This is a genomic window from Cetobacterium sp. 2G large, assembly GCF_014250655.1.
Classification (GTDB): domain Bacteria; phylum Fusobacteriota; class Fusobacteriia; order Fusobacteriales; family Fusobacteriaceae; genus Cetobacterium_A; species Cetobacterium_A somerae.
The window spans coordinates 35094-61209 of sequence record NZ_JACHTH010000001.1 but is presented as its reverse complement, the minus strand read 5'-3'; the positions used below and the strand labels follow the sequence as shown (position 1 = coordinate 61209).

Sequence of the window (26116 nt, the reverse complement as noted above, 5' to 3'; positions counted from 1 at the left end):
ATTTGAAATTTAAAAAAAAATTTTTTATTAAAAATTTCAAATTATCTAAAGAAAATAAAATTAATAAATAAATAAAATTATACATAACTTTTACATAAAATTCATAATGAATTAACATACATAGTATAAAGTATTATTCGAGGAGGGATTATGAAAAAAGAACAAAAATTAACGGGTATTTTATTTTCAATACCATCATTAGTAATACTAATAACATTTTATATTTTTCCATTAATGAAAACTATTTTATATTCTTTATCATTCACTGATGCAAAAGGACAAATAGTAGAATTTGCTGGAATTGAAAATTTTTATGAACTATTTACAGATTCAACATTTCACGAGAGTATTTTAGTAACTTTAAAATTTTCATTTATAACAGTTTTATTTAGCATGATAATATCTTTATTTTTAGCAATAATATGTAATGAAAAATTAAAGGGAATAAAGCTATTTCGGATTATTTTTTCATCAAGTATGGGTGTATCAGTATCTGCAAGTTCAAGTATAGTTTTATTTTTATTTCATCCAAGCGTAGGATTAATAAATGATATTTTAAATTTATTTGGAATTTTACCAATAAATTGGTTTACAAGTTCAACTTATGCAATTTGGGCAATTTCCTTTGCCACAATTTGGATGAATATAGGATTTGGTTTTTTAGTTTTAACTGCAGGATTACAAAATATAAGTCAAGAAATAGATGAAAGTTGCGAAGTAGATGGAGTAGACTATTTTACAAAACTTTTTAAAATAACAATTCCACTATTAAGTCCAAGTTTATTTTATTTATTAATAACGACAACATTAAAAGCTTTTCAAAGTTTTGGTCAAGTAGATATGTTAACTGGTGGTGGACCTGCAAATTCAACTAACTTTATAGTTTATAGCATATATAAAACAGCATTTAGTAATTATAGATTTGACTATGCTAGTGCTCAGGGATTATTTTTACTTTTATTAATTACAGTTATAATGGTGATTAAATTTAAATTGGAAAGGAAGGTGCACTATCAATAATATGAAAAAAAGAATTATCTATACATTACTTATTATTTCAGGAGTTATAGTATTTTTTCCAATAATTTATTCTCTGATAGCAAGCTTTATGACGACTAAAGATATTATGAGTGGAAAACTTTTACCATCTAAGATAGATTTTATAAATTATAGAGAATTGCTTCAAAATATTCCAATACTTCAGTTTTTCTTAAATAGCTTAATAACATCAATAGTTGCAATGATTTTTCAAGTTATTATATGTAGCTTAACAGCATATGCTTTAGTTTTTGTTGAATTTAACGAGAAAAAATTAGTTTTTTTACTAGTAATGGGCTCGATATTTATACCTTGGGAAGCGATATTTATTCCAAATTATTTTATAATTTTAAAAATGAAATTATTAAATACAAAAATAGGAATTATATTACCTTTTTTAGCAAATGGATTAGGAATATTTTTAATGGTTCAACAATTTAAAACATTAAATAAATCTTTAATAGAAGCTGCTAAAATTGATGGATGTAGCCATGGATTTATATATTTAAAAATAGTTTTACCTCTATCCAAAGGAATTTTAAGTACTTGGGGAATTTATTCATTTTTAAATATTTGGAATATGTATTTATGGCCATTAATGATATCTACAAAGCCAGACTCACGAACCATTCAAATTGGATTAAAAATGATAAAATCAGAAGAAGGAACAAATTTTGGAGTTTTGATGGCAGCTGTTGTCATAGTAATAATACCATCTTTAGTGGTTTTATTTTTGGGTCAAAGTCAACTTCAAAAAGGTATGACATCTGGAGGAGTAAAAGAATAATTTAAAATAAATTAAAAAATAACTAGGAGGAGAAATGAAATTAAAGAACTTAGTAGTATTTGGATTAACATTTTCAACGGTTATATTTGCAAAAGAGAAGGTTGTATTTTGGCATTCAATGAGTGGACAGCTTCAAAATAGTTTGAATAAAATAGTTACGGACTATAATAATTCACAAAATAATATTGAAATAGAAGCAATTTATCAAGGATCTTACGAAGAAACAATAGCTAAATTTAAAGCTATTTCAGGAACAAAAGAAGCACCTGCCTTAATTCAAATGAATGATATTTCAACAGCTTTTATGTATAAAAGCGGAGCTATAACTCCAATTGAGAAGTTTATAAAAGAAGATAATTTTAATGTAAATAATTTAGAGGATGCTTTACTGAACTACTATAGAATTGGTGGTGAATTATATTCAATGCCGTTTAACTCATCAACAGCGATATTAATTTATAATAAAGATGCTTTCAAAGAGGTGGGATTAGATCCAAATAGTCCACCTAGAAGTTATTCTGAATATGCTGAATACTCTAAAAAGTTAACAAAGAAAAATAGTAATGGCTCAATTGAAAGATATGGTTCAGCTATGATTATGTATGGATGGTTTATAGAGCAATTTTTAGCTAATGATAATAAATTATATGTAAATAAAGAAAATGGAAGAATGGGTGAAACTCCAACAGAAGTTACCTATAAAAAAGATTTACCTCAAATTTTAGAATGGTTAAGAGGTATGTATAAAGAGGATTCTGCAACATCTTATGGAAGAGAATGGGATTCTACTAGAACGGCTTTTGCATCAGGTAAAGTTGCAATGTATCTAGATTCTTCTGCTGGAATAAAAGGGATTATCAATAATTCAAATTTTGAAGTAGGAACAGGATTTATTCCAAATACAAGTGGAGAATTTAATGGAAGTGTTGTTGGAGGAGCATCTCTTTGGATAACAAATTCCTCAGATAATGATATTCAAAAAGCTGCATGGGATTTTGTAAAGTATGCAACATCTAAAGATGTCCAGACATATTGGTCAATTAATACAGGATACTATCCTGTTAATAAAGGGTCTTATGAAACTTCAGAGATGAAAGAAAATATGGAAAAATATCCACAATTTAAAACAGCAGTTGCTGAAATTAAAGAAACTAAACCGTCTTTTGCTACTCAAGGAGCTATTTTAGGTGTGTTTCCAGAGGTAAGAGAGAAAATGGTTGAAGCAATGGAAATTAATTATGAAGGAAAAACTTCTATTGATAAAATAGTTGAAAAAGTTGTAATTGATTCGGATAAAATAATTCAAAGATACAATAGAATAAATAAATAAAATAAAAAAATCTCTATTTTATATAGAGATTTTTTTTATCAAATAGATATAGGGGGTAATCCTAATTAATACTTAATAAAATCAACTATTTTTGTTTAAGACATATTATAGCCATATTTTTGATGTATTATAAGTTATATCAATAGGAGCTAACCAATAAAATAATATACAGGAGTTGATTTTATGAAAAAAAATATTAATAATACTGATTTTCTAGCTGCTATAGGGCGAATAAAAGTTAATGGTACAATTTTTTTGTCAAGACAAGTACCTTTAAGTCTAGAAAATATGGAAATAGTATCAAAAGATATTAGCGAACAAATAGAACAGATTTTTAAAAATACTCAAAATTTATTAGAGAGTATGGAATATTCATTAAAAGATATAGTAAAAGTTTCAATTTATATGAAAAATATGAATGATTTTATAAAAGTAAAAAAAGTTTATAGGAAATATTTAGAAAATATTAATCCCGCGAGAACATTATTAGAAGTTTCTCATTTACCAAAAAATTCTAAAATTATGATGGATTTAGTTGCAGCAAAATAAAAAAGAAAAGGAGACTAAAAATGAAAAAATTGTATAACCTACTTGGAATTGTGGTATTAGCAAATATAGGAATAATTTTTCTAAAGAGTATATAAAAAGCTAGATTAATCTAGCTTTTTATAATTCATCTAAAAATGATTTGTTATTAAAGATAAAATCACGTACTATAATAGATGTTTTAGGATGTTTTAGCATCTTTTGAAATATTTGTATATTGAGTTTAATGTTATTTAAAGTATTTAGATTTAAATTATTATTAAATTTAATTCCATAATATTTTGATATTTCAAAAAGCTTTGGCCATCTATTTCTACCATGAGAATTTTTTATTCCTACAGTGCTAACATTTGTCAGCATAGTACAGAATTGAATTTTAGCTCCTAAATTTAATAAATGGTTATAAAGTTTAGTGTTGTATGAAACAAAATGTGATGTATCTTTAGAAAAATTTTTAAATTCTTGTAAATTATTAGTATTTTTAAGTTCTTCTAAATAGATTATCTCTCCTGTTTTTAAATTAAACCCAATCTTAATAGCACTGATATAAAGAATATCTGAGGTTATATCTATATTATTACTCAAAGAAAAAAATATTATTTTTTTATAGTTTTTAGAAAGTTCTAATTCTTCTTGTTTTGTAGAAGATAAAGTTTTACTAGTCACTTTTTTTGATGTTGATATAGTTTTTTGATTATTTTGACTTTTAATATTTGATTTAAATTTTGAATTTTTTATATGAAAGAAAACTACTACTATGATAATAATTATAAAAATAATATACAGCATTTATAATCTTAAACTCTAGTTAGCTTTAATTTTAATAAGCTATCAGTAGAATTTTCAAAATTTATAGATTTTAATTTAAAATCTAATGCTTCTAATTTTGGTAGTAGTTCTTTTGTTATTTTTTCACATAATTCACTTTCTGATAAATACTCTCTTTTATTTAAGTCGTTCAAATAAATCCCTCCCGAAAAAATTATATATGTATATTTTATACTAATTTGTAGAAAAAATGAAGTTAAAATTTAAAAAAATTATATTTGCAAATTACGAAAGAAAAATAGGTAACAAGTTTCAAATAGTTAAAAAATAAAAAAATGATACAATTAATTTATCAGAATAATAATATATAAGGGTGGTTTTAAAAATGAATAATTTATCAAAAAATATTTACCTCACATTATTAGTAATTGGAATAATTTTTAGTTTAATTGGAGTGTTTGGTGTCTTTAATCCTTTAATGTTTTCTATTTATTTAATTGAAATTTTAGCTATATTTTTCTTTATGAATGGAGTTAAAAATTTAGTAAAAGGAATTCAGTTAATCAAAAATCCAAATGTTCATTGGAGTTTATTTATACTTTTAAGTATTTTAGAAATTATAGCAGCACTATCGCTTTTAATAACTCCATTTTCAAGTCAAATTTTTATAATAATTTACATTGGATTCATTATGCTATTAAAAGGAATATTTGTTGTATTTAATAGTTTGTTTCATAAAAATATTTTTCCGGGATTATCTAGTGTAACTTTTAGTAATGGATTGATAGATATCTTATTTGGAATTTTATTAATAGTAGTTCCATTTATATCACAACAGTTCATTTTTTTATGTGTAGCTTGGTATATTTTATTTAGCGGCATAAATTTAGTTATGATGAGTTTTTCAATAAAAAGAAATATTTTATAATAAATAAAAAATTAAAAAGTAGAATTTCTTATATATAGAGATTCTATTTTTTTAAATAGAATTAAAATAAAAATAAAGAAATTGATCATTAACCTTGTATAAATACTCAACAAAAGTCACCAGAGTGCACGCTTAATAGTTTCTAGTTTTTGCCAAGGCAAAATTCTAGAAACTGCGTGTCTTAATGATAGGTTTGACCTTTCAGGTGTCTTCGACTTTTTTAGGAGGTGAAATCATGGCAAATTATCATTTGAATATATCCTATGGTACAATTGGAAAAGGTGGACCACATATTGACTATATTCTAGGACAAAATAAATATGTTAATAAAGAAAATGAGGTTAAATATACTAATCACAATTTGCCTAATTGGTGCAAATCTCCTAAAGAATTTTGGATAGCTGGTGATGATAAAGAAAGAATAAATGGTACAGTGTATAAAGAGATTAGAATATCTCTTCCTAATGAATTATCTCATGAGAAGAATATTGAGCTTTTAAATGAATTTATAGCTACTATTCTAGAGGGAAAATATCACTATTCTGTATCTATTCATAGTAAAGAAAGTTCATACAAAAAAGATATTTTAAATACTCACGCTCATATAATGTTTTCTCCAAGAGAACTCGATGGAATTGAGCGAAATAAAGATATTTTTTTTAAAAGAGCTAATGCTAAATCTCCTGAGCTTGGAGGTTGTAAGAAAAATACAAGCTGGAATAATATAGAAAAGTTATTAGAGATAAGAAAACTTTGGGAAGATATACAAAATAAATATTTAGAAAATGAAAAAAGTAATGAGAGAGTTTCATGTGAAACTTTAGAAAAACAAAGAGCAATTGCTTTAGAAAAAGGAGATATTTTTTTAGCTAAATCCTTAGATAGAGACCCAGTTCAAATAGATGGTTATCTATTAAAAAAATCTAAAGATAAATTAAATGAAATAGATAAAGATAAAATAGAATATTTTAAAATAATTAGAGAAATAAAAGAATTAAAAGATGAAATTCTAAAATTAGAAAGATTAGAAGCTGAAAAATCTTTGAAAAAAGATACAATAAAAGAGATTGATTTAGAGTTAAATAGTTTTAGCGATAGTAAATACCAAGATATTTTAGATACCCATGAGAAGTTAGAAGGAACAAATGTGCAAATCTTAAAAGTTGAATATGAGCTTTTAAGCAGTTTTAATATGGAAAAAAATAGATTAGATTCTTTAAATCTATTATTGAAAAATTTAAACAATGATAAACTTAATTTAGAAAAGTATTTGGATCAATTTGAAGAAACAATACAAGAGAATGAATTTAAAGTTTATGCAGAGGAAAAATTAAAAAATAGTTTCAATACTATGTTTAATATATTTAATCAAAGCAACTATGAAATAAAAAAAGCTGAAAAGATCTTAAAAAATATTCCAAGACAGTTGGAAAACTTAGAAACTACAAGTTTAAATATTCTGACTAAAGGTGAGTATTCTAAGTTAAAGAAACAATTGGATTCCAATGAATTAAACTTAATGATATATAAAGCTGGTTATAAGTATAGAGATGGTAGCGAGAAGGAGCTAAATTTCTTTAAAAAAGAGATTGAGAGATTAAACGAGTCAAATAAAGTTATTTTATCTCAAATTGAGAAAATAAAAAGTGATTATTCCACTCCTGAAATGAAAAATAAAAAGATTAGAATAGAAAAAAGTATAGAGTCAAAATTGCTAAAAGAAAAAGAGTTGCAAGAATCTATTCTGTTAGATAGAAAAATAACAGTGCTTATGCTCCGTAAAAAACTCATTAAGGTTAATGGAAGTGATTTCGAGTGTTATTTATCTAAAGTTGAGTCAGAACGCTTTAAATCGCATTTAAAAGCCTCTAAGTCATCTAAAATTTATAATTATTTTAAAAATATGAAATTTGAAGATATAGAACAACTAGCTTTAAACAGTTTAAGTAAGGGAAGATACTTTAAAGCTATGAAAGAATATGAAATTTTAGATAAGAAAAGAATTGAGTTAGAAATAAAAAAAGATTCATATACAACATTCTCTAAAAAGTTATTGCATTTAGGATCTTTATCTAGAGTAAATAGAGAACTTAAAAGTGTTAATGAGTCTCTTTTAAAATTAGAAAAAGAGTTTAGAGAGATTCAAACATCAATTGGTGATAAAAAACTTCATGAAGAAATATTTAGAATTAATGATTTAAGAGATAGTATAGGTAATAGATATTATAAACAGAGAAATATGTTTAGAGAGAAATCTGAACTTAACGAATTTTTTATTAAAGAGACAAATAAGCTAAAAAGAGATTTAGATTCTGAAAAAGATATATCTAATAGATTTACTAAAGCATCTTTAAAAACAAATTATATTAATTTAAGAGGAAAAATCTTAGGTAACTATTTAGTTGATTTTGAAATAGAAAAAAAGAAAAGAAAAAGTTTTGGAATGGATTTTTAAAATATATAAAAATAAATCCACCTCAGAATAAATATGCTTAGAGGTGGATTTAAAATTAGTTTTATTTTATAATTAATTTATTTTCATCATATTCATAATTTTTAAAATTAACTTTATAGAAAGTTGCATAAATAACTGGAATAACTCCTAGAGCTAAAACTGTGTCTGTTGCTAAACCAAAGATTAATACAACGGCTAATGGTTGAAAAAGTGGACCTCCAAAAAAGTACAGAGGCATAAGCCCAACTAAAGTAGTTGCAACAGTTAGGAATATAGGTCTAAGTCTAGATTGACATCCAAATACGATTGCATCTTGATCACTTCTTTTTAACTCTTCTTTTTCAATTGTCATTTTATCAACTAAAATAATTGCATGATTTAAAACGACCCCAGCTAAGGATATAATTCCAATCATAGCCATAAATCCTAGTTGCGTATTTGTAATTAGAAGACCAATAGCAATTCCTAAAAGAGATAATGGAATAACAAGCATTATAGTTAATCCTTTTTTCATAGAATTAAATTGTCCTACAACTAAAACAAACATCATAAGTATCGCAAAAGGAACTTGTGCAAATAATGCATCTTGATTTTCTTTAGATGTTTTCATTATTCCAGATGGATAATACTTTATATTAGGACCCCATTCTTTTAGTTTTTCTTCTAGCCATGGTTCTACGAGTTTATTAACCTCTAAAGGGGTAGTATCATCTTTAACAGCTGCATCAATTTCGATAGAGTAAGCCATATTTCTTGTAGAAATATAATTTTGTCTAAAATCTAATTTTATATTAGCAATCTGTTTTAAAGGAACAGCTTTTCCAGAAGAGTTTATTAACTCAATAGATTCAATAGATTTAATATCATTTTTATAAGTATTTTTTCCTCTTAATACAACAGGAATGATTGTACTTTGAGGAGGAGCATTGAAATCTCTAAAAACAGTAGCATTATAACCTTGTAGAACAAATTGTAAATCTTTTCCAATTGTATCGTTATTAAATCCAGCTGCTTGAGCTTTTTCTTGATTTATTTCTATACTAATATCAGGTACTTCATTACCCCAAGCATCTGAGATAGAGTATGCACCAGGAGTATTATTAAGTTTATTTTTAAGTTCGTTAGCACATTTTTTAAGAAGTGTAATATCATTTGATGTTAAAACATATCCTAAATCTTTTTCTAAAGTAACTCCACTTCCTAAACCTTTGGTAACAATATCAATACTTGGATATTTATTTTTTAAGTAAGTGTTTATTTCAGTACTTATTTTAGGAATTAGAGTATAATCAGTTAAATTATACATTATATAAGCATATTCAGTTAAACGAGTTTCAGGAGTATATCCTGTAGAGAATCTTGGAGCTCCACCTCCTATAAAAGACCCCCAACTTAAAACTCCAGGTTTTTTATAAACTAAAGTTGTTCCACCAGTTGTTATGTAGTCCCAAAGTGTTGGAGGTAGTGGTTCTTGATCTCCAGTCGAATAATTTTTAGATATAAAATTATTGGCATCTTTAACCACTTCTCTTGTAAAGTTTATGTCAGTACCTTTAGGTAATCTTATGTATGTTGACATAACAGGGTCAGTTGAAGCTGGCATAAAATTGTTTGGAACAAGCCCAAGTAGCCAAAGTCCTAAAATAAATGAAATAGCAGTTCCAATAAGAGTTATCTTTTTATTTTTTAGAACTGTTAAAAGAATATTTCTATATATTAGATATGGTTTACTATTTAAGTCTTGTTTTTCTCCAGCTTTTATTTTAATAAAATCATAGCAAAGCAATGGAATCAAAGTTTGATTTATAAGCCATGATCCAATTAAAGCTAACATAACAACTATTGTTAATGGTCCAACATATTGTCCCATGTCCTCTTTATTCAAAATAATAGGAGAAAATGCCATTATTGTTGTTATAGAACTTACAAGTAAAGGAATAGCAAGAGTTTTAGCAGATTCTAAGCAAGCTTCCATTCTTCCTTTTCCATTTTCTAAAAGAACAATAATATTTTCAGACATAACAACAGCATTATCTACTAACATTCCAAGAGCAATTATAAGACCAGCCAAGGTAATTTGATTAATACCATAATCCATATAGTATAAACCAATTAAAGTAAATGCGATTGATGTTGGAGTAAGAGCAGCAACTATAAGACCAGATCTAATTCCTAAAAATGCTAGCATAACAAGAACTATTGTAATTACAGCTTGAAAAAGATTAGCAATAAAAGAGGTAACTTTTACTTGCACTAAATCAGGTTGATAATAAATTTCACCTATTTCTAAACCTATAGGAAGATTTTTTTTGAACTCTTTTAAAGTATTTTGAATTCCATTACTCATAACTAAAATATCTTCACCAGATCCTAAAGAAACTCCCAAAGTAATTGCATTATTCCCATTGAAATCTATTGAATATGGTGATGGTTCTTGATATCCTTTATAGATATTAGCAATTTCTTTAAGGTAAATACTTTCTTTTCCATCATTACTTGTAATAACGGTATTTTTAATATCTTCTATACTTTCAAAATTACCAGTTGGATTTATTTTTAATCTATCTTCATTGATAACAATATCCCCCCCCTTGATAATAATATTAGAATTATTTAAAGTTGTAAGAATAGTTTGTAAGGTAATTCCAGTTTGTGAAAGGAGTTTATTGTCGATATCAACATATATAGTTTGACTTTGAACTCCACTTATATCAATTCTTCCAATTTGTGGAACAGCAAATAAAAGTGTTTCTTTTAATTTTGTTGCAGTTTCATAAAGCTCTTCATATGTATACCCATCTCCACCCAATGCTAAAAGAGTTCCATACACATCACCAAAATATGTATTTATTTGTGGTGTTTGGACTCCAGTTGGCAAATAAGGAACAACGAAAGTATTAATTCTATCTCTTAACTCTTGCCAAACAGGCTGTAAATCTTTATATTCACTTTTTATATTTACATATACATTTGATTGTCCATCAACATTTTTGGATTCGACATAGTCAAGAGCATCCATATTTTGAACTTGATCAGCAATTCTCTTACTAACTAAATCACCAACTTGTTTCGCGTTTGCTCCAGGCCAATTAGTTGTAATTAATGCTACTTTAATTGTGAAACCAGGATCTTCAGCTTTTTCTGACTTATCGTAAGATACGTATCCAACTATTAAAAGAAGAATAAATAATAGATAAGCTGTAATTTTGTTCTTTATAGTTAATTCTGTTAAACTCATATTACATCTCACCTTTTATTAAAGAAACTTTTTGGTTTTCTAACACTTGATTACTTCCTTTTGTTATTACAAAGTCCCCGTGACTTAAGCCAGATGTTATAATAATTCCATTTGATGTTGGAGTATTTAAAACTTCTACTTTTTGTTTTTTAGAAATACCAATATTATTTACAACATCTGTAACAACATAAACATATTTTTCGTTACTAGGGCCTGTAATGATAGAACTTAAAGGAAGAGAGATTATATTTTCATCCTCTTCTAATGTATTTAAAGATATATTAGCAATCATTCCAACTTTTATATCTGAGGAATTAGCATCGTTTAATTTAGCTTTAACAGGGTATGTACTTCCATAACCAGTTGAAAGAGTTCCAATATTAGTTATAACTCCATCTATTTTTTTATTATTTAGAGATGATATAGTAATATTAACAATTTGTCCTTGTTTTAATTTCCCAACGATAGATTGTGAAACATTAAATTCAACACTTCTATCACCATCACTATTTAAGATAAAAATAGTAGTCTCAGGACTAACAATTTGATTAACTTCACTTTTAACTTGTCCAATAGTTCCATTTTCTGGTGCTTTTAATTGTGTGTAACTAAGTTTTAACTTAGCTAAATTTAAAGCTTCTTTTAAGGCATTTACAGTAGAAAAAGCAGATTTATATTGAGCTATAGCGCTATCATAAGATGCTTTAGAAATACTATTTTCCAAATAAAGAATCTGAGACCTTTTATAATTAGCTTCTGTTTCTGCAAAAGAAGCTTGTCCTTTGGCTAAATCTGCTAAAGCTTTTTCGTAGTTTAGCACATACTCAGTATTATCTAATGTTGCTAAAATTTCACCTTTTTTTACAGTATCTCCTAAATCAGCAATTCTTTTATTTATAGTTCCAGAAACTCTAAAACTTAGATTTGACAGAGCTTCTGATCTAATAGTTCCAGAGTATGTTCTTTTAACTGAATTTTCTTTCGAACCTACAACTTCATAAACAACTGGTTTTATATTTTCATTTTTATTATTACTTTCTTTTTTACCACAAGCTAAAACTGATAGTGTTAGTAAAAAAATTAAAAATTTATTTTTCAATGTGAGCCTCCTATTTTTCTAGTACTTCGTTTAAATTATTTAATATTTGTAATTTTTCATCAGAAGTCATTGTAATTGACGATTTACCATAAAGATTTTCTAATTTTAATGCTGAATTAATTAGATTAAAATTTTGAATAACATTATTTAATTCTTGAGAAAGTGCATTATTTTGTGCCGAAAGTAAATCTGTAACAGTAATTGTACCTTCAGAGTAAAGATTTCGTACTATATCTAAATTTTTCTTAGCTACAGTTGCAGAAGTTGAAGTTGAATAATTTTGAACATAATTACTTAAAAGTTCAGTATAAGTTTGTAAAACTTGCTGAACTAAATTATTTTTTGAATCTGCCCAAGAATATTCTAAAGATTGAATTTCACTTTCTATTTTTTTAGAGTTATAATATATTTCACCACCAGAAATAAGGGGTAATGTTGCAACTATTCCAGCTTCCCAATATTCATCTGGGAATTTTTTATTAGAATTTTCTCCCCATGGTGTAATCATATTGTCTTTATAATATTTTCCTGCTGCAGAAACTTTTGGTAAAAATCGTTCTCTTTTATTAGCGGATAGTTCTCTTTCTTTAGCTTTTATATTATTATTTAAAGATGCTAAAGAGTTAGAATTTGAAATAGCTCCTTGAACAAGAAAAGTTTCTATCTTTTTAGATCTATCAGATCCATATGAAAAATTTTTATTGAATGAATCACTTAAAACAAAATAAGTAGATACATCTTTTAATGACTCATAATTATAACTATTATCTGGTGGTAAGTTTAAAAGAGTGTTTAGATAAATCTCTTGATTTTTGATTTCACTTCCGATATTAGCTATATTAGCTAGGGAACTTGCAACATCAGATTCAAGTCTATAGACATCTTGAAGACCGCCAGCACCTACTTTATAATTTAATTTAGCAACTTCTAAACTTTCTTTTAAAAGAGCATAGTTGCTTTTTTGAATATCTAGTTGAGCATTTAATTGAAGTATATTGACATAAGTAGATGCTGTATAATATAAAATATTTAACTTTGTCTGTTCATATTGTTTTCTACTAGAATCAAGTGCAAGTTTTTCAATTTGAACAGAAGCATTAAGTTGATCATTGAAAATAACTTGAGAAAGTTCTAAATATGAGTTTACACTATTTGTAGGAGCTCCCATCTTAAAATTACTTGTTCTTTTATCAATAGCATTATATTGCACATTTGCATTTAACTGAGGTAATCTTGAACTATTAGAAATTTTCACATTATAAGAACTAGTTTCTAAATCTTGTTTAGATTTTAAAAGTGAAAAATTTGAATTTAATGCTCTTTCAACTGCATTTTTTAATGTAAGTTTAATTCTATCTTTTTCAGATATTTTCAAATTCGAAATATTTTGTAAAAAAATAAGATTTGGATATAGTCCAAGTTTGTTAGCTACATCTCCATTAAAAAAGATATTTTCTCTGGGTTCATTGACTTCAACTACTTTACCCAATCTATTGTTAGTTTTATAAAGCATATAATTTAATGATGCAGCTCTAATACGTTTTGAAAACTCTTTTTTCATATCAATACCAACATAAGCATATTTATTAAAATTTTCATTGAACGATATTAAAAATATAGGATTTTTACTTTCTTTTATTTTCTTTTCGTCAGTTTTATATATATTAATTTTTAAATTGTTTATATTAATATTTTTAGATAAGTTAGTAATGTTTGCTTCACTTATATTTGAAATAAAAATATCGATTTCATTTACTCCATTTACATTATTAAAGATTTGAAGATAGTTTTTTAAATCTAAATCACTGTAGACATAATTTAAATTATTTGATAATTTTTCTAAATTTTTTCCAAAACCTAAAGGTGCAGAATAAAATTTATTTTTGCTTAAATTTTTTATTTTATCGATAGAAGTATCAGTTAAAATAAAAAGACTATCAATTTTATTATCTAAATTAATAGAATTTAGTTGATTTTCTAGATTTTGATTATCAACATATAGAACTTTTAATATATTCGGCTGAAAATTAGTACCAGCAAAATTTTTAGTTAGTTCATCTTTTAGAATATTTAAGTAAGTATTTGACATTTCATCATTATTTTCTAAAATAACTGCAGTATTGAGTGTTTTAGAAAAAATAGAAATATTCATTATAAGTAATAAAAATAAAACTTTGATCACAGTATCCTCCTAAATTTAAATTTGACTAAATATTATATACTTTAAATTTAATGTTTGTATATTTGCAAAGAAATACTAAAAAAAATGTACTGTATTGCATAATTAAAAGTTCTTCTATTTATATGAGAAAAATGATATACTATTAAGACATATATATTATTAAAATTTTAAATATGATAAATTTGATAAGATATGTTTTGAAGAATTCTTTTCTTTAAGCATATCTTTATTTAATTATCATTAAGTAAGAGTAAAAAAATTAAAGAAGAGGGGTGAAAGGATTTACTTTTAGCAATTTAATATAGAAAAATAAAGCTAAAAGTGTTATCTAAAAATGTTTTTAAATAAAAAATCATTGAATATTTTAAATCTGTTTTTAAGTTTAAAGAGATACAGTTATTCAGAGTTAGAAACAGTTCTAAAAATAAAGAAAAGATCAATAACAATGAATATAAATACAGTAAATAGTTTTTTACACAACCATAATATAAATGGAATACTGAAAGAGGATGAAATTTTTTATATCGACGAGAAAGAAATTTTAAAAATAAAAGATTTATTATCACATGCACCTTTTAGTCCTATTGAAAGAAGAGACTATATTTTATTAAAACTTTTTTTTACTAATAAAGTGATATTAAGTAATAGTTTTATTGAATTAGATATCACAAGAAGAACGTTAAACTATGATTTAGAAAGAATAAAAGAATATTTAATAAAGTATAACCTTAAATTAGAAAGTTTACCTTCAAAAGGAGTTTTTCTTATTGGAAATGAAATAGATATAAGATTTTTATTTGCAAGTTATTTAACTAAGTATTTTGTAGAAAGAGATAGTTGTCATAATTTATTTATTAATTTGATTAACAGCATTTTTTCTAAAAAAGAGGTAAGTCTAGCTAAAAAGATAGTTTTAAATCTAATAAATAAAATGAATATTTCCCTTCCACCAGAAGATTTTTTTAAAATTGTTTCAATAATTTTGATTCATTCATTTAGAGAGATTAATTTTCCATGTTCATACGAGAAATATAGAACTTCTCAGGTTTTATTAGAAAATAAATATTATAATAAAGTTATAAATTTTTTAAAAACTCATGGATTAGAGGAATTAAAAATATACGAATTAGATACAATAGCGGAACTTCTTTTATCATTAGATATTGAAAGATATACAATGAATATTGAGAATGAAGTAAATTTATTTCTAAAAAACCTTGAATTTAAATTAAATATAACTATTCCAAAAGAACAAGATTTTTTAATGCAAGTTTCTAATGCGATAAGAATAGGAAAGTTTAAAGCAGAATTAAATTTTTTAGAGCATAAAGAGCTACATAAATTAGATAGAGAATATAAAAAATACTATGTAGAAATAAATAATGTAATCAAAGAAATTATTCCTAAATTTTATTTAGAGGATATCATATATCTAACTATACTTATAAAAAATAGCGTAGATATGAGTGATTTAGAACATAAAAAACCAAAAAATATAGCAATAATAGATAACTCTTTTAATCATATCTATGGAAAAATGTTATTAAAATATATAAAAGGAAATTATTATGTAAACATTTTAAAGATATTGGATAATTATCAATTAAAAGATTTTTTAAAAAATGAAAATGAAATAGATTTCATATTAACTTTAAATGACATAAATATAAAAAAGACAAAAGTTCCAACAATAAAGATGGATTTTAAGTATATATTAAATAATGTTTGCGAACTGGAGAAACATGGATTTTTAAAAAAATAATAGAGTTTTAATAATATATTTATTTTGACATATTTCTGTAACAAATCTTTGGTAATATTAATTTATAAAATAAAAAATAAATTAAAAAAGAGGAGTTAAGATTATGAAAAAAATATTATTAGTAGGAGCTTTTGTAATATCAGCAGTTTCATTTGCAAACGGACATACATCAATGGAGAATATGAATCATGGATTTATGAAAAATAATATGAATATTTCAAATATGGAAATGACTAATAAAGATATGAGTTGCAAAATGATGGATAAACAAAATGGAGGAAATCATATGATGGGAAAAATGGGTATGATGAATATGACTCCAGAATTAAAAAAGCAGATGCAAGATGATATGATAAAAATTCAAGAGAAACAATTAGAAATTAGTAAAATAATGAATACAACAAATCCAGATATGAAAAAAGTAGAAAAATTAAATAATGAGATTTATCAAATAAAAGCTAATCACATGACAAAAATGCAACAGAATATAATGAAAACAAATTAATTTATTATAAAAGACGGGAATTCCCGTCTTTTTATTGTATAATAAAATAAATTTTAAGGACTGTGTTAAAAGGAGTTTTTATGAGAAAAAAAGTTTTAATAATAGAAGATGAACACAATTTAGCAAATATAATAGGAAAAAGTTTAGGAAATGAAGGATTTGAAATAAAAATAGTAACTCAAGGAGATTTAGCTTTAGATGAATTTTATTCTTTTTCTCCGGCATTGGTTCTTCTTGATATAAATTTGCCTAAAAAAAACGGTTGGGATATTTGTAAAGAAATTCGCCAATACTCAAAAACACCTATAATTATAATGACTGCTAGAGATACAGAGTTAGATGAGATTCACGGGTTAGAACTAGGGGCTGATGATTATGTAACTAAACCAATTAGTACAAAAGTAATTATATTAAAAATAAAAAAACTTTTGAAAATGGAGGATAATAGTTTTTTTTATTTAGATAAGTTAAGTTTTGACTATAATACTTTTAAAATTATGGTAGAAGATAACGAAATAGTATTGTCAAAAAGAGAAACGTTACTTTTAGAATATTTTTTTAGAAATCAAGATATAATTTTATCAAGAGAAACACTGTTAAATGAAGTTTGGGGTTTTGAATTTAGTGGAGAAGAGAGAGCGGTAGATACATTAGTAACTCGTCTTAGAAAAAAAATGGGAGTGTATGGAGAACATATAAAATCAATAAGAGGTGTAGGATATGTATTTAGCAAAAATTAGACTTAACCTCTTTACTAAAATATTTGGATTTTCACTCTTTATAGTGTTGATAACAATTTTAATAAATTATTCTTTTAATGCTATTTTCTTAGAGAAGTTTTATATTTATAGAAAAAAAGAGTTAATGTTAAAAGTTATACAAAATGCAAAAATTGTTTACGAAACACAGTCTGAAAATAATTTTGAAAATTATGTCTATGATATAAAAGAATCTAAAGGAATAGATATAGATATAAAAAATTCTAAGAAGAGTCGTATGATGGGAAGTCATATGATGAGAAGAAGTGATAGTATAGATAATATTCCGTATAATAAATTTGTAGATAAAGAGTTATTAGGAAATGATGCTAAGATTTTATATTATGGTGAGGAGTTATCAAGAGATAGTGGAATATTTGTAAGTACTTCTTTATCGGTTATTCAAGCGCATAGTCATGAAAGTAACATATTTAATATTATGACAGCATTAGTAGCATTAGCTATATCTTTAGGAACAGGATTAATATTTTCTAAAAGAATTACAAAAGATATAGGATGTTTAAATGAAAAGGCTAGAAAAATTTCAAAATTAGATTTTTCTGAAAATATTGAAATTAATAGAAATGATGAGATTGGAGATTTAAGTAAAAATTTAGAAAAAATGTCAAAAGAGCTTTCGACATCAGTATCTAATTTAAAATCATTTGTATCAAATGCCTCTCATGAATTAAGAACTCCAATTGCTGTTATTTGTACTCATGCAACAGCACTCCTTGAGCATAAAGAAATTAAAGAAGACGAGAAAAGAAAGTATTATGAAATAATTTTAAAAGTTGGAAATGAAATGAAAGAATTAATTGAAAATTTATTAATATTATCTAAATTAGATAGTACAGTTTTTAGATTAAGAAATGAGAGTGTGAATTTAAAAAAAATTATAGAGGAAGCTTTGGAAAGATACGATATAATTGAATTAGAAAGAGATATAAATATAAATCTAAATTTAGATACAGAGAATGTACTTGGAGATTCAAGAATTATAAAATTAGTTTTAAATAATTTAATCCAAAATGCTTTAAAATATAGTATTATTGGTGGTGATGTAAAGATTTTCCAAAAATTTAATTACTTAGTTATAGAGAATACTTTTCAAGGAAAACTTGGAAATGAGATTGAAAAACTTCTTCAACCTTTTTCAAGAGGCAAAAATGCCGAAGATTTTAAATTTGATGGAATGGGTTTAGGCTTATCTATAGTATCCAAAGCTTTAAATTTAGCATCAATAAAATATGAGATAAAAGTAGATCAGAATAGATTTATAGTAAAATTAAAAATATTAGATAATTAGTTTAATAAAAAATAGATTTATGAAAGGAGCGTTTTTAAAATGTTTAAAGTAAATGATAAAATATGTATAGGTTGTGGAATGTGTGTAAAAGATTGTTTTGTACGAGATATTGAATTAGTTGAAGGAAAGGCAGTAATAAAAAATGTGACATGCTTTAAGTGTGGACATTGTGTAGCCGTATGCCCGGTAGCAGCGGTGTCTACAGATGAATATAGTATGGATGATGTAGTTGAATATAATAAAGAAAAATTTACTATTGAGCCTGATAATCTTTTAAATTTTATAAAATTTGAGAGAACAATAAGACAATTTAAGGAGAAGGATGTAGAGAACGAAAAGCTTTTAAAGATAATTGAAGCTGGAAGATTCACACAAACAGCTAGTAATGCACAAAATGTAAACTATATAGTAGTAAAAGAAGAGATTCAAGAGGTTAGAAAAATAACTTTAGAAGTTTTGAATAGTTTAGGAGGATATATTTTAGAGAATTCAATAAATCCTTTATATAAGAGATATGCCAAAATGTGGATAAAAATGTATAATGATTTTATAACAAATCCTTTAGGAGAAGATAATTTATTTTTTAAAGCACCAGCTTTAATAGTAGTTACTTCAGAGCATCCTTTAAATGCTGGATTAGCTTCAGCAAATATGAAGCTTATGGTTGATGCCTTAGGATTAGGAACTGTTTTTAGTGGATTTTTTACAAGAGCTTGTGAAGGTAATTCTAGAATAAAAGATTTTTTAGGAATCGAAGAGAAACAAACTGTAGTCACATGCATGGTTATTGGATATCCAAATGTAAAGTATTCAAGAACTGCTCCGAGAAAAGCTCCAAACATTATTTGGAAATAAAAAAATATTTTTTAGATAAAACTGTCGACTTAATTGTTGACAGTTTTATTATTTTAATAAAAATTCGATATATTGAAATAAAATATGTTATAATGAAAATAAAAAGGAGAGTTTTATGAGAGGATTTATACTAGGTATTATTTCAGCTTTATTTTTTTCATTAACATTTATTTTAAATGAGGTCATTAGTTCAACTCAAGGAAATTTTTTATGGACAGCTTCTCTTAGATATATTTTTATGTTAATAATTTTATTTATAATATTACTAACTAAAAAGCAGGTTAGTGAAGTATACAAACATATTTTAGAATTTCCAAAAGAATGGATATTTTGGAGTACAATAGGATTTGGATTTTTTTATTTACCTTTATGCTTTGCATCAACTTATGGTGAAGGATGGTTAGTTGCTTCAACATGGCAAATAACAATAGTAGCAGGAGCTTTAATGACTCCCATTATTTCTAAAAATCGACTTCCAATAAAATTTTTAAAACTATCATTAATAATTCTTTTGGGAATATTTATTATACAGTTTGAAAATTTTAAAATAATTCCTTTTAAAAATGGACTTTTGGGAATTATTCCAGTTTTTATAGGTGCTTTTGCATATCCTTTGGGAAATAGAAAGATGATGAATCTTGTAGGAGAAAGATTGACAGCTTTACAAAGGGTTTTTGGAATGACCCTTTGTAGTCTTCCTTTTTGGATTATAGTATCAATTTATGGTTTTTTTTCAAGCGGATATCCAAAATATAACCAAATTTTAAGTTCAATATTAGTTGCACTTTTTTCTGGAGTTATAGCGACAACATTATTTTTTAAAGCTACAGATTTAAGTAAAAATTGTCCGAATAGATTGGCTGTAATTGAAGCAACTCAAGCTACGGAAATAGTATTTACGATTATAGGAGGATTATTGCTAGGTAATAATTTACCTTCAATATTATCTATGGTAGGTATTATTTTAATAGTTGTTGGAATTATTTTTGGAAGTTTTTTAAAAGAAAAAGCCCATTGAATAGTTAATCTATTCAATGGGCTTTTTTGCGTAAGTATTAATTATTTGAGTAAATAAACATTGTTCCAGTAGCTGAAACAGGTTTAAAATTTGTTTTTGTATCTTGCGAAGTATATTTCATTAAAGTTCCAGTGGCAGGAACTAATAAATTTTTTTCAGTAGAATAAGCCATTAAAGATAGAGATAATATTGAACTTATTATTAATAATTTCATGATTTTCCTCCTTTTATAAAATTGTAATTATTACAAATTTAAATTAATTATAAACTAAAAGGCGAAAAAATGCAAGTTATTTTTAATTTTTTAAATAAAAAAACTGCTAATAAAAACTTTATTAGCAGTTTCGAAATTAAATCTAATATTAAATTATTTTTGTTGTCCAATCTTCAACATTCCAAATTTCAGTAGCAACATCCATATAGAAATCAGGTTCATGGCTTACCATTAATACTGTTCCGTTAAATTCTTTAATTGCTCTTTTCAACTCTTCTTTTGCATCTACATCTAAGTGATTTGTAGGCTCGTCTAGAATTAAGAAATTAATTTCACGATTCATAATTTTAGCAAGTCTAACTTTTGCATTTTCTCCTCCAGATAAAACACGCATCTGACTTGTAATATGATCTGTAGTTAAACCACATCTAGCAAGAGCTGCTCTAACTTCAGCATTAGTTAATCCAGGGAATTCATTCCAAAATTCATCTAAAGCAGTTATAGAAGAACTTTCTTCTTCTTGTTTAAAATAACCAATTTCTAAGAATTGTCCGTGTTCAATTTCTCCAGATAAAGATTTTATTCTTTTTAAAATTGTATTTAAAAGTGTAGATTTACCTAAACCATTAACACCTTTTATAGCAATTTTTTGGTTACGTTCTATTGTAAAATTAAGTGGTTTTGTTAAAGGTTCGTTATATCCAATAACAAGATCTTTTACAGTAATAATCTCTCTAGATGGTGTACGTGCAGTTTTAAATCCAAAAATTGGTTTTGGTTTTTCTCTAGCAATTTCGATAATTTCCATACGGTCTAACTTTTTTTGTCTATCTTTAGCTAGGTTTGTTGTAGCAACTCTAGCTTTATTTCTAGCTATAAAATCTTCTAGATGAGCAATTTCTTTTTGCTGTTTCTTATAAGCTGCTTCTATTTGTCTTTTTTTCAGTTCATACATCTCTCTAAAATAATAGTAATCACCAGTATATCTAGTTAAAACTGCATTTTCAATATGATAGATAACATTAGTAACTTCATTTAAAAATGGAATATCATGTGAAACTAAAATAAAAGCATTTTCATAACTTTTTAAGAAATTTTTTAGCCAAGTTATATGATCTTCATCTAGGAAGTTTGTAGGCTCGTCTAAAATTAGAATCATAGGATTTTCTAATAAAACTTTAGCTAAAAGTATTTTAGCTCTTTGACCACCAGAAAGTTCAGAAACATCTCTTTCTAAACCAATATCAAGTAAACCTAATCCAGCAGCGTACTCTTCAATTTTAGAATCTAAATTATAAAAATCTGCTCCTTCAAGGATACTTTGTATTTCTCCAACTTCTTCTAAAATTATGTCCATTTCTTCAGGAGTACAGTCTCCCATTTTTGTGTAAAGATCCATAATTTCTTGTTCTAACTCAAACATATGAGCAAAAGCAGATTTTAAGATATCTCTAATTGTTTTTCCTTTTTCTAAAGTACTATACTGATCAAGATATCCTGTAGTGATGTGATTACACCAAGAGACTTGCCCTTCATCAGGCATAAGTTTACCAGTAATAATATTTAAAAATGTAGATTTTCCTTCTCCGTTGGCTCCTACTAATCCAACATGTTCACCTTTTAAAAGTCTGAAAGAGGCATTTTCTAAAATAACTCTAGAACCAAATCCATGACTTACGTTTTTAACATCTAAAATACTCATAAAATTTAACTCCTAATATATTTAATTAATATTTTTTTTACGATACGCAATGCTCTAATTTTATCATGATTTTCAAATAAATGATACATACTTTTTTACAAGAGTTCAAGAAAGACTAGAAAACTTGTATTAATATAAAAAAAATGTTAAAATTTATACTCAATTAATTACGAGCGAGGTTTATTTTATGTTAAAAAACAATCAAAATAACTGTTTTATAATTTTAAAATTTTTTATAAAGCAGTATATCTATCTTTATTTTATGATGGTAATCAGTAGAATTTATTTTTTGTATAGAACTTTTCCGAAAGAAATAAAAATTCCAAAAGAAATAATTTATGAAGGATTTAAAGTTGGATGGATTTTCGATAACTCTATTATTGGTAGTTTCACCGTGATTACATCACTTTTATTTATAATTTTTTATATTCTAAATAAAAAAAATTATAGAGTAGCAAAGAATATCTACATAATCCCAACTAGTATTTTATTTTTAATCATTTGTTCTTTAAGTTTTGGAAATGTTGAATATTTTAGAGAATTTGGATTTAATGTTAATTCATCTATTTTAAACTACTTTGGAGACACGAATGAAATAGTAGCTACATTTTTTTCAGGAAACGACTATAACCCTATAACAAATTTATCAATTATTTTAATTTTAACAATAGGCTTTATAAAGCTAACTAAAAAAAATTTAGAAAAAATAAATTTAAGATTTGATTTCTTTGGGAATTTAAAGACTATGGTATCTATTTTAGTCATTATAACATTAGGAGTATTTTCATCAAGAGGTGGATTTTCAGAGGCAGTTTTAGACTGGGGAAGAGGATATTATTCAGAATATTCATATATGAACCAATTTGCTATAAATCCTATTTTTTCTTTAGGTAGATCTTATTACAATTTAAAAAAAGAGCAAAGAAAAGGACGAGCATTAGAAAGAACTTTTTCAATAGATGAACTTAAATATAATATAAGAGAAATAGTAAAAGATCAACAAGCACAATATATTTCTGATAAAAATCCATTACTAAGAATAACAGATACAAAAAAAAATCAGGAAAATTATAATGTTGTAATTGTATTGATGGAAAGTTTTATGTCAAAATATATTGGAGCTCAAGGAGCTGAAATAGATTTAACACCTAATTTTAATAAACTAGCAAAAGAGGGAGTTTTATTTAATAATTTTTATGCTACTGGAACTAGGTCTAATAGAGGTGTAGCTTCTGTTACAGTTTCATACCCGTCGCCTAAAGTAATTTCTGTAACTAAAGAATTTACAGCAGGTCAAAAGGCATTTTATTCGTTACCAAAAATTTTAAAAGAAAGAGGTTATGAAACATCATTTATATATGGTGGTGATGCTGAATTTGATAATATGGCTGGTTTTTTAAAGCTAAACGGCGTGGATAACATAATAGACGAAAAAAATTTTTCAAAAGATGATAAAACTATTAAATGGGGAGTGCCAGATAATAAATTATTTGAAAAAACTATCGATTATTTAAATAATTTAAAAAAGCCATTTTTTGCAACAATTTTTACTTTAAGCAATCATGCACCATATGATATAGATTCAAATTACAAACTTTTTAAAAATAATGAGTTTGGAGAATTGACTAACAGATTAAATGCCTTTCATTTTGCAGATATAGCTTTAGGAGAGTTTATAGAAAAAGTAAAGAAACAAGAGTGGGCTAAAAATACAATTTTTGTTTTTGTAGCTGATCATGGATTTAAAACAGATTCAAATTTTGATTTAAATTGGGAAAATTTTAAAATTCCACTTCTTTTATGGTCACCAGGAAATATATTTAATCCTGAAATTAAAGACATCACATCATCTCAAGTAGATATTCTTCCTACTGTAATGGGAGTTTTAGGAGGAGCCTATAAAAATTCAAGTTGGGGAAAAAATCTTTTTACTGTTTCTCAAGAGAGTTCATATGCTTATATAGTGCAAAATAATTTCTATGGAGTAATAAAAGACAATCTTCTTCTTATTGATGGTGATGGAGTTAAGCCAAAACTTGTTGATATGAAAAAAGGGGAATATTTAGAAGAAGGAGACCTTTTAAATAAATTACATCAAGTTACTAGAACTTATTTAGAGCTAGAAACATATCAATTAAAAAATGGAACTTTTGCAGATTAAAAAAATATTAATTCTTGATTTTTAAAAGGGAAATTTCTAAAAAATTAGAATAATAAAATAAACAACTAATTGGAGGTAGAAATATGAGTTTTAAAAATCAAATTGTTGTTATTACAGGTGGAGCAAAAGGTATAGGAAGAGGACTTGTAGAATCTTTTGCTAAGGAAAATGCAGATGTATATTTTTTAGATATGGATTTTGAAAGTGGTAATAAATTAGAGAATGAGCTTAATGATAAGGGATATCGTGTTCATTTTAGATTAGTAGATATAACTAAAGAGATAGAGCTAGCAGAAGTTATAGATAAAATTCCAAAAATAGATATTTTATGTAGTAACTGTGGAATATTTCCACAAAAAAAAATAATGGATATGAATGTTGATGATTGGGAAAAAGTTCAAAAAGTAAATGTAACAAGTACATTTTTAGTAGCTAAATATTCTATAAAAAAGATGATTGGAGCAAAATATGGAAGAATAATTTTAACATCATCAATAACAGGACCAGTAACAGGATTTCCGGGATGGAGTCATTACGGTGCGAGTAAAGCAGCATTGTTAGGGTTTATGAGATCAGCTTGTTTAGAAGTTGCTAAATTTGGAATTACAATAAATGCAGTTATGCCAGGAAATATATTAACAGAAGGATTAGTTCAGCAAGGAAATGATTATATTAATAGTATGAAAAAAAGTGTACCAGTAGGATTTTTAGGCGATGTTTCTGATATAGCTAACGGTGTTATGTTTTTTGCTAAAAAAGAAAGTAGATATATAACAGGCCAAACTTTAATTATAGACGGTGGACAAATTTTACCAGAATCTTTAGAGGCTTTAGCTTAATTTATTTACTATTTTTTTCCATAATGGTATAATTAAAAAAAATTCTTAAAGGATAGTTTATGTTTGAAATATTAAAAGAGTTTGGGATTTACGGAATAGCAATAGCTGGATTGTTAGAGGCAACAATATTGCCTATTCCAATGGAGACAATATCCGTACCAGTATATCTTTCTTCAAGAGAAAAAGTGGCGTATTTATTAATAATTTTATTAATTTGCTCTACTTTAGGTAGCATAATTGGTTATTTATTTTGGAGAAAAATTAGTGGACCAATTAAAAATAGATATTTAAAATCAGAAATATTTGTTAAAATAAAAAAAATGTATGAAAAAAATGCTTTATTAACATTGTTGACATCTGCATTTACACCAATACCTTTTGAAGGATATATTATAGCAGCAGGGATTCTTGAAATAGAATTTAAAACATTTTTATTAGGAGTAGTTTTTAGCAGAATCTTAAGACACTTTCCTCAAGGGGTATTAGTATATTACTATGGAGAAAAAGTAATAAAGGATATAGGTACTTACAGTATTATAATTATAATATCTATATTTCTAATTATTTTTATAAAAAATTTTATTGATAAAAAAATAAAAAAGGGCAATATTTAAAATAATAT

Annotated in this window: 22 protein-coding genes; 15 read left to right on the top strand and 7 right to left on the bottom strand. The window is 25.4% G+C overall.

The features are described 5' to 3' along the window. Positions 1 to 150: 150 nt before the first annotated feature. The 4 genes from H5J23_RS00285 (at position 151) to H5J23_RS00270 (ending at position 3704) form a co-directional block, all read left to right on the top strand. Positions 151 to 1020, top strand: a complete 870-nt coding sequence (locus H5J23_RS00285) for a carbohydrate ABC transporter permease (protein WP_185890267.1) — start codon at positions 151 to 153, stop codon at positions 1018 to 1020. A gap of 1 nt (position 1021) precedes the next feature. Next, positions 1022 to 1825 (top strand): carbohydrate ABC transporter permease, encoded by an 804-nt coding sequence (locus tag H5J23_RS00280; RefSeq protein ID WP_185890265.1) that lies wholly within the window; start codon positions 1022 to 1024, stop codon positions 1823 to 1825. A 34-nt stretch (positions 1826 to 1859) separates the two neighbouring features. Continuing rightward, positions 1860 to 3155 (top strand): ABC transporter substrate-binding protein, encoded by a 1296-nt coding sequence (locus tag H5J23_RS00275; RefSeq protein ID WP_185890263.1) that lies wholly within the window; start codon positions 1860 to 1862, stop codon positions 3153 to 3155. A 183-nt stretch (positions 3156 to 3338) separates the two neighbouring features. Continuing rightward, a complete protein-coding gene (locus H5J23_RS00270) occupies positions 3339 to 3704 on the top strand; it encodes a Rid family hydrolase (protein ID WP_185890260.1) in 366 nt (121 codons plus the stop codon). Positions 3705 to 3821: 117 nt separating this feature from the next. Here the strand turns inward: H5J23_RS00270 and H5J23_RS00265 are convergent, their stop codons facing one another. Together H5J23_RS00265 and H5J23_RS00260 are read right to left on the bottom strand one after the other, a co-directional pair. Next, entirely contained in the window at positions 3822 to 4490 is a 669-nt protein-coding gene (locus tag H5J23_RS00265; protein WP_023051455.1) for a hypothetical protein, read from the bottom strand. Between the two features lie 8 nt (positions 4491 to 4498). Then, on the bottom strand, positions 4499 to 4663 hold the full coding sequence (locus H5J23_RS00260; protein WP_023051456.1) for a hypothetical protein: 165 nt from the start codon (positions 4661 to 4663) through the stop codon (positions 4499 to 4501). Positions 4664 to 4854: 191 nt separating this feature from the next. On the opposite strand from H5J23_RS00260, the gene H5J23_RS00255 reads away from it, so the two are divergent. Further along, positions 4855 to 5397 (top strand): HdeD family acid-resistance protein, encoded by a 543-nt coding sequence (locus H5J23_RS00255; RefSeq protein ID WP_023051457.1) that lies wholly within the window; start codon positions 4855 to 4857, stop codon positions 5395 to 5397. A gap of 235 nt (positions 5398 to 5632) precedes the next feature. Then, the gene (locus H5J23_RS00250) at positions 5633 to 7852 is read left to right on the top strand and encodes a MobA/MobL family protein (protein WP_185890258.1); all 2220 of its coding nucleotides are present in this window, start codon (positions 5633 to 5635) and stop codon (positions 7850 to 7852) included. Positions 7853 to 7913: 61 nt separating this feature from the next. Here the strand turns inward: H5J23_RS00250 and H5J23_RS00245 are convergent, their stop codons facing one another. The 3 genes from H5J23_RS00245 to H5J23_RS00235 are packed head-to-tail and all read right to left on the bottom strand — an operon-like array spanning position 7914 to position 14371. Beyond that, complete coding sequence (locus tag H5J23_RS00245) at positions 7914 to 11090, bottom strand: efflux RND transporter permease subunit (RefSeq protein WP_185890255.1); 3177 nt, start codon at positions 11088 to 11090, stop codon at positions 7914 to 7916. 1 nt (position 11091) lies between these two features. After that, positions 11092 to 12189 (bottom strand): efflux RND transporter periplasmic adaptor subunit, encoded by a 1098-nt coding sequence (locus H5J23_RS00240; protein WP_185890253.1) that lies wholly within the window; start codon positions 12187 to 12189, stop codon positions 11092 to 11094. 10 nt (positions 12190 to 12199) lie between these two features. Then, positions 12200 to 14371, bottom strand: a complete 2172-nt coding sequence (locus H5J23_RS00235) for a TolC family protein (protein ID WP_185890250.1) — start codon at positions 14369 to 14371, stop codon at positions 12200 to 12202. Positions 14372 to 14705: 334 nt separating this feature from the next. On the opposite strand from H5J23_RS00235, the gene H5J23_RS00230 reads away from it, so the two are divergent. The 6 genes from H5J23_RS00230 to H5J23_RS00205 all read left to right on the top strand — a co-directional run bounded on the left by H5J23_RS00230 (position 14706) and on the right by H5J23_RS00205 (position 20578). Next, positions 14706 to 16133 carry a helix-turn-helix domain-containing protein gene (locus H5J23_RS00230; protein WP_023052417.1) on the top strand — a complete coding sequence of 476 codons (1428 nt, stop codon included), beginning with the start codon at positions 14706 to 14708 and terminating at the stop codon, positions 16131 to 16133. 103 nt (positions 16134 to 16236) lie between these two features. Continuing rightward, the gene (locus tag H5J23_RS00225) at positions 16237 to 16638 is read left to right on the top strand and encodes a hypothetical protein (RefSeq protein ID WP_185890247.1); all 402 of its coding nucleotides are present in this window, start codon (positions 16237 to 16239) and stop codon (positions 16636 to 16638) included. Positions 16639 to 16718: 80 nt separating this feature from the next. After that, on the top strand, positions 16719 to 17378 hold the full coding sequence (locus tag H5J23_RS00220; RefSeq protein ID WP_185890244.1) for a response regulator transcription factor: 660 nt from the start codon (positions 16719 to 16721) through the stop codon (positions 17376 to 17378). Next, the gene (locus H5J23_RS00215; protein WP_023051609.1) at positions 17359 to 18705 is read left to right on the top strand and encodes a HAMP domain-containing sensor histidine kinase; all 1347 of its coding nucleotides are present in this window, start codon (positions 17359 to 17361) and stop codon (positions 18703 to 18705) included. Before H5J23_RS00220 ends, H5J23_RS00215 begins: the two co-directional genes overlap by 20 nt. Before the next feature lie 39 nt (positions 18706 to 18744). After that, positions 18745 to 19560 (top strand): nitroreductase family protein, encoded by an 816-nt coding sequence (locus H5J23_RS00210; protein WP_185890241.1) that lies wholly within the window; start codon positions 18745 to 18747, stop codon positions 19558 to 19560. Between the two features lie 115 nt (positions 19561 to 19675). Further along, positions 19676 to 20578, top strand: coding sequence for a multidrug resistance efflux transporter family protein (locus H5J23_RS00205; RefSeq protein WP_185890239.1), 903 nt, complete (start codon positions 19676 to 19678; stop codon positions 20576 to 20578). A gap of 37 nt (positions 20579 to 20615) precedes the next feature. Here the strand turns inward: H5J23_RS00205 and H5J23_RS00200 are convergent, their stop codons facing one another. Then, positions 20616 to 20792: a hypothetical protein gene (locus H5J23_RS00200; protein ID WP_156898026.1), complete on the bottom strand. Its 177-nt coding sequence runs from the start codon at positions 20790 to 20792 to the stop codon at positions 20616 to 20618. A 148-nt stretch (positions 20793 to 20940) separates the two neighbouring features. After that, complete coding sequence (locus tag H5J23_RS00195; protein WP_023051612.1) at positions 20941 to 22494, bottom strand: ABC-F family ATP-binding cassette domain-containing protein; 1554 nt, start codon at positions 22492 to 22494, stop codon at positions 20941 to 20943. 187 nt (positions 22495 to 22681) lie between these two features. Here H5J23_RS00195 and H5J23_RS00190 point away from each other — a divergent pair, with 187 nt between their 5' ends. The 3 genes from H5J23_RS00190 (at position 22682) to H5J23_RS00180 (ending at position 26108) form a co-directional block, all read left to right on the top strand. Beyond that, a complete protein-coding gene (locus H5J23_RS00190) occupies positions 22682 to 24655 on the top strand; it encodes an LTA synthase family protein (RefSeq protein WP_185890237.1) in 1974 nt (657 codons plus the stop codon). An 83-nt stretch (positions 24656 to 24738) separates the two neighbouring features. Continuing rightward, positions 24739 to 25494, top strand: a complete 756-nt coding sequence (locus H5J23_RS00185; protein ID WP_185890236.1) for an SDR family oxidoreductase — start codon at positions 24739 to 24741, stop codon at positions 25492 to 25494. A 59-nt stretch (positions 25495 to 25553) separates the two neighbouring features. Beyond that, positions 25554 to 26108 (top strand): YqaA family protein, encoded by a 555-nt coding sequence (locus tag H5J23_RS00180; protein WP_023051615.1) that lies wholly within the window; start codon positions 25554 to 25556, stop codon positions 26106 to 26108. Positions 26109 to 26116 lie beyond the last annotated feature (8 nt).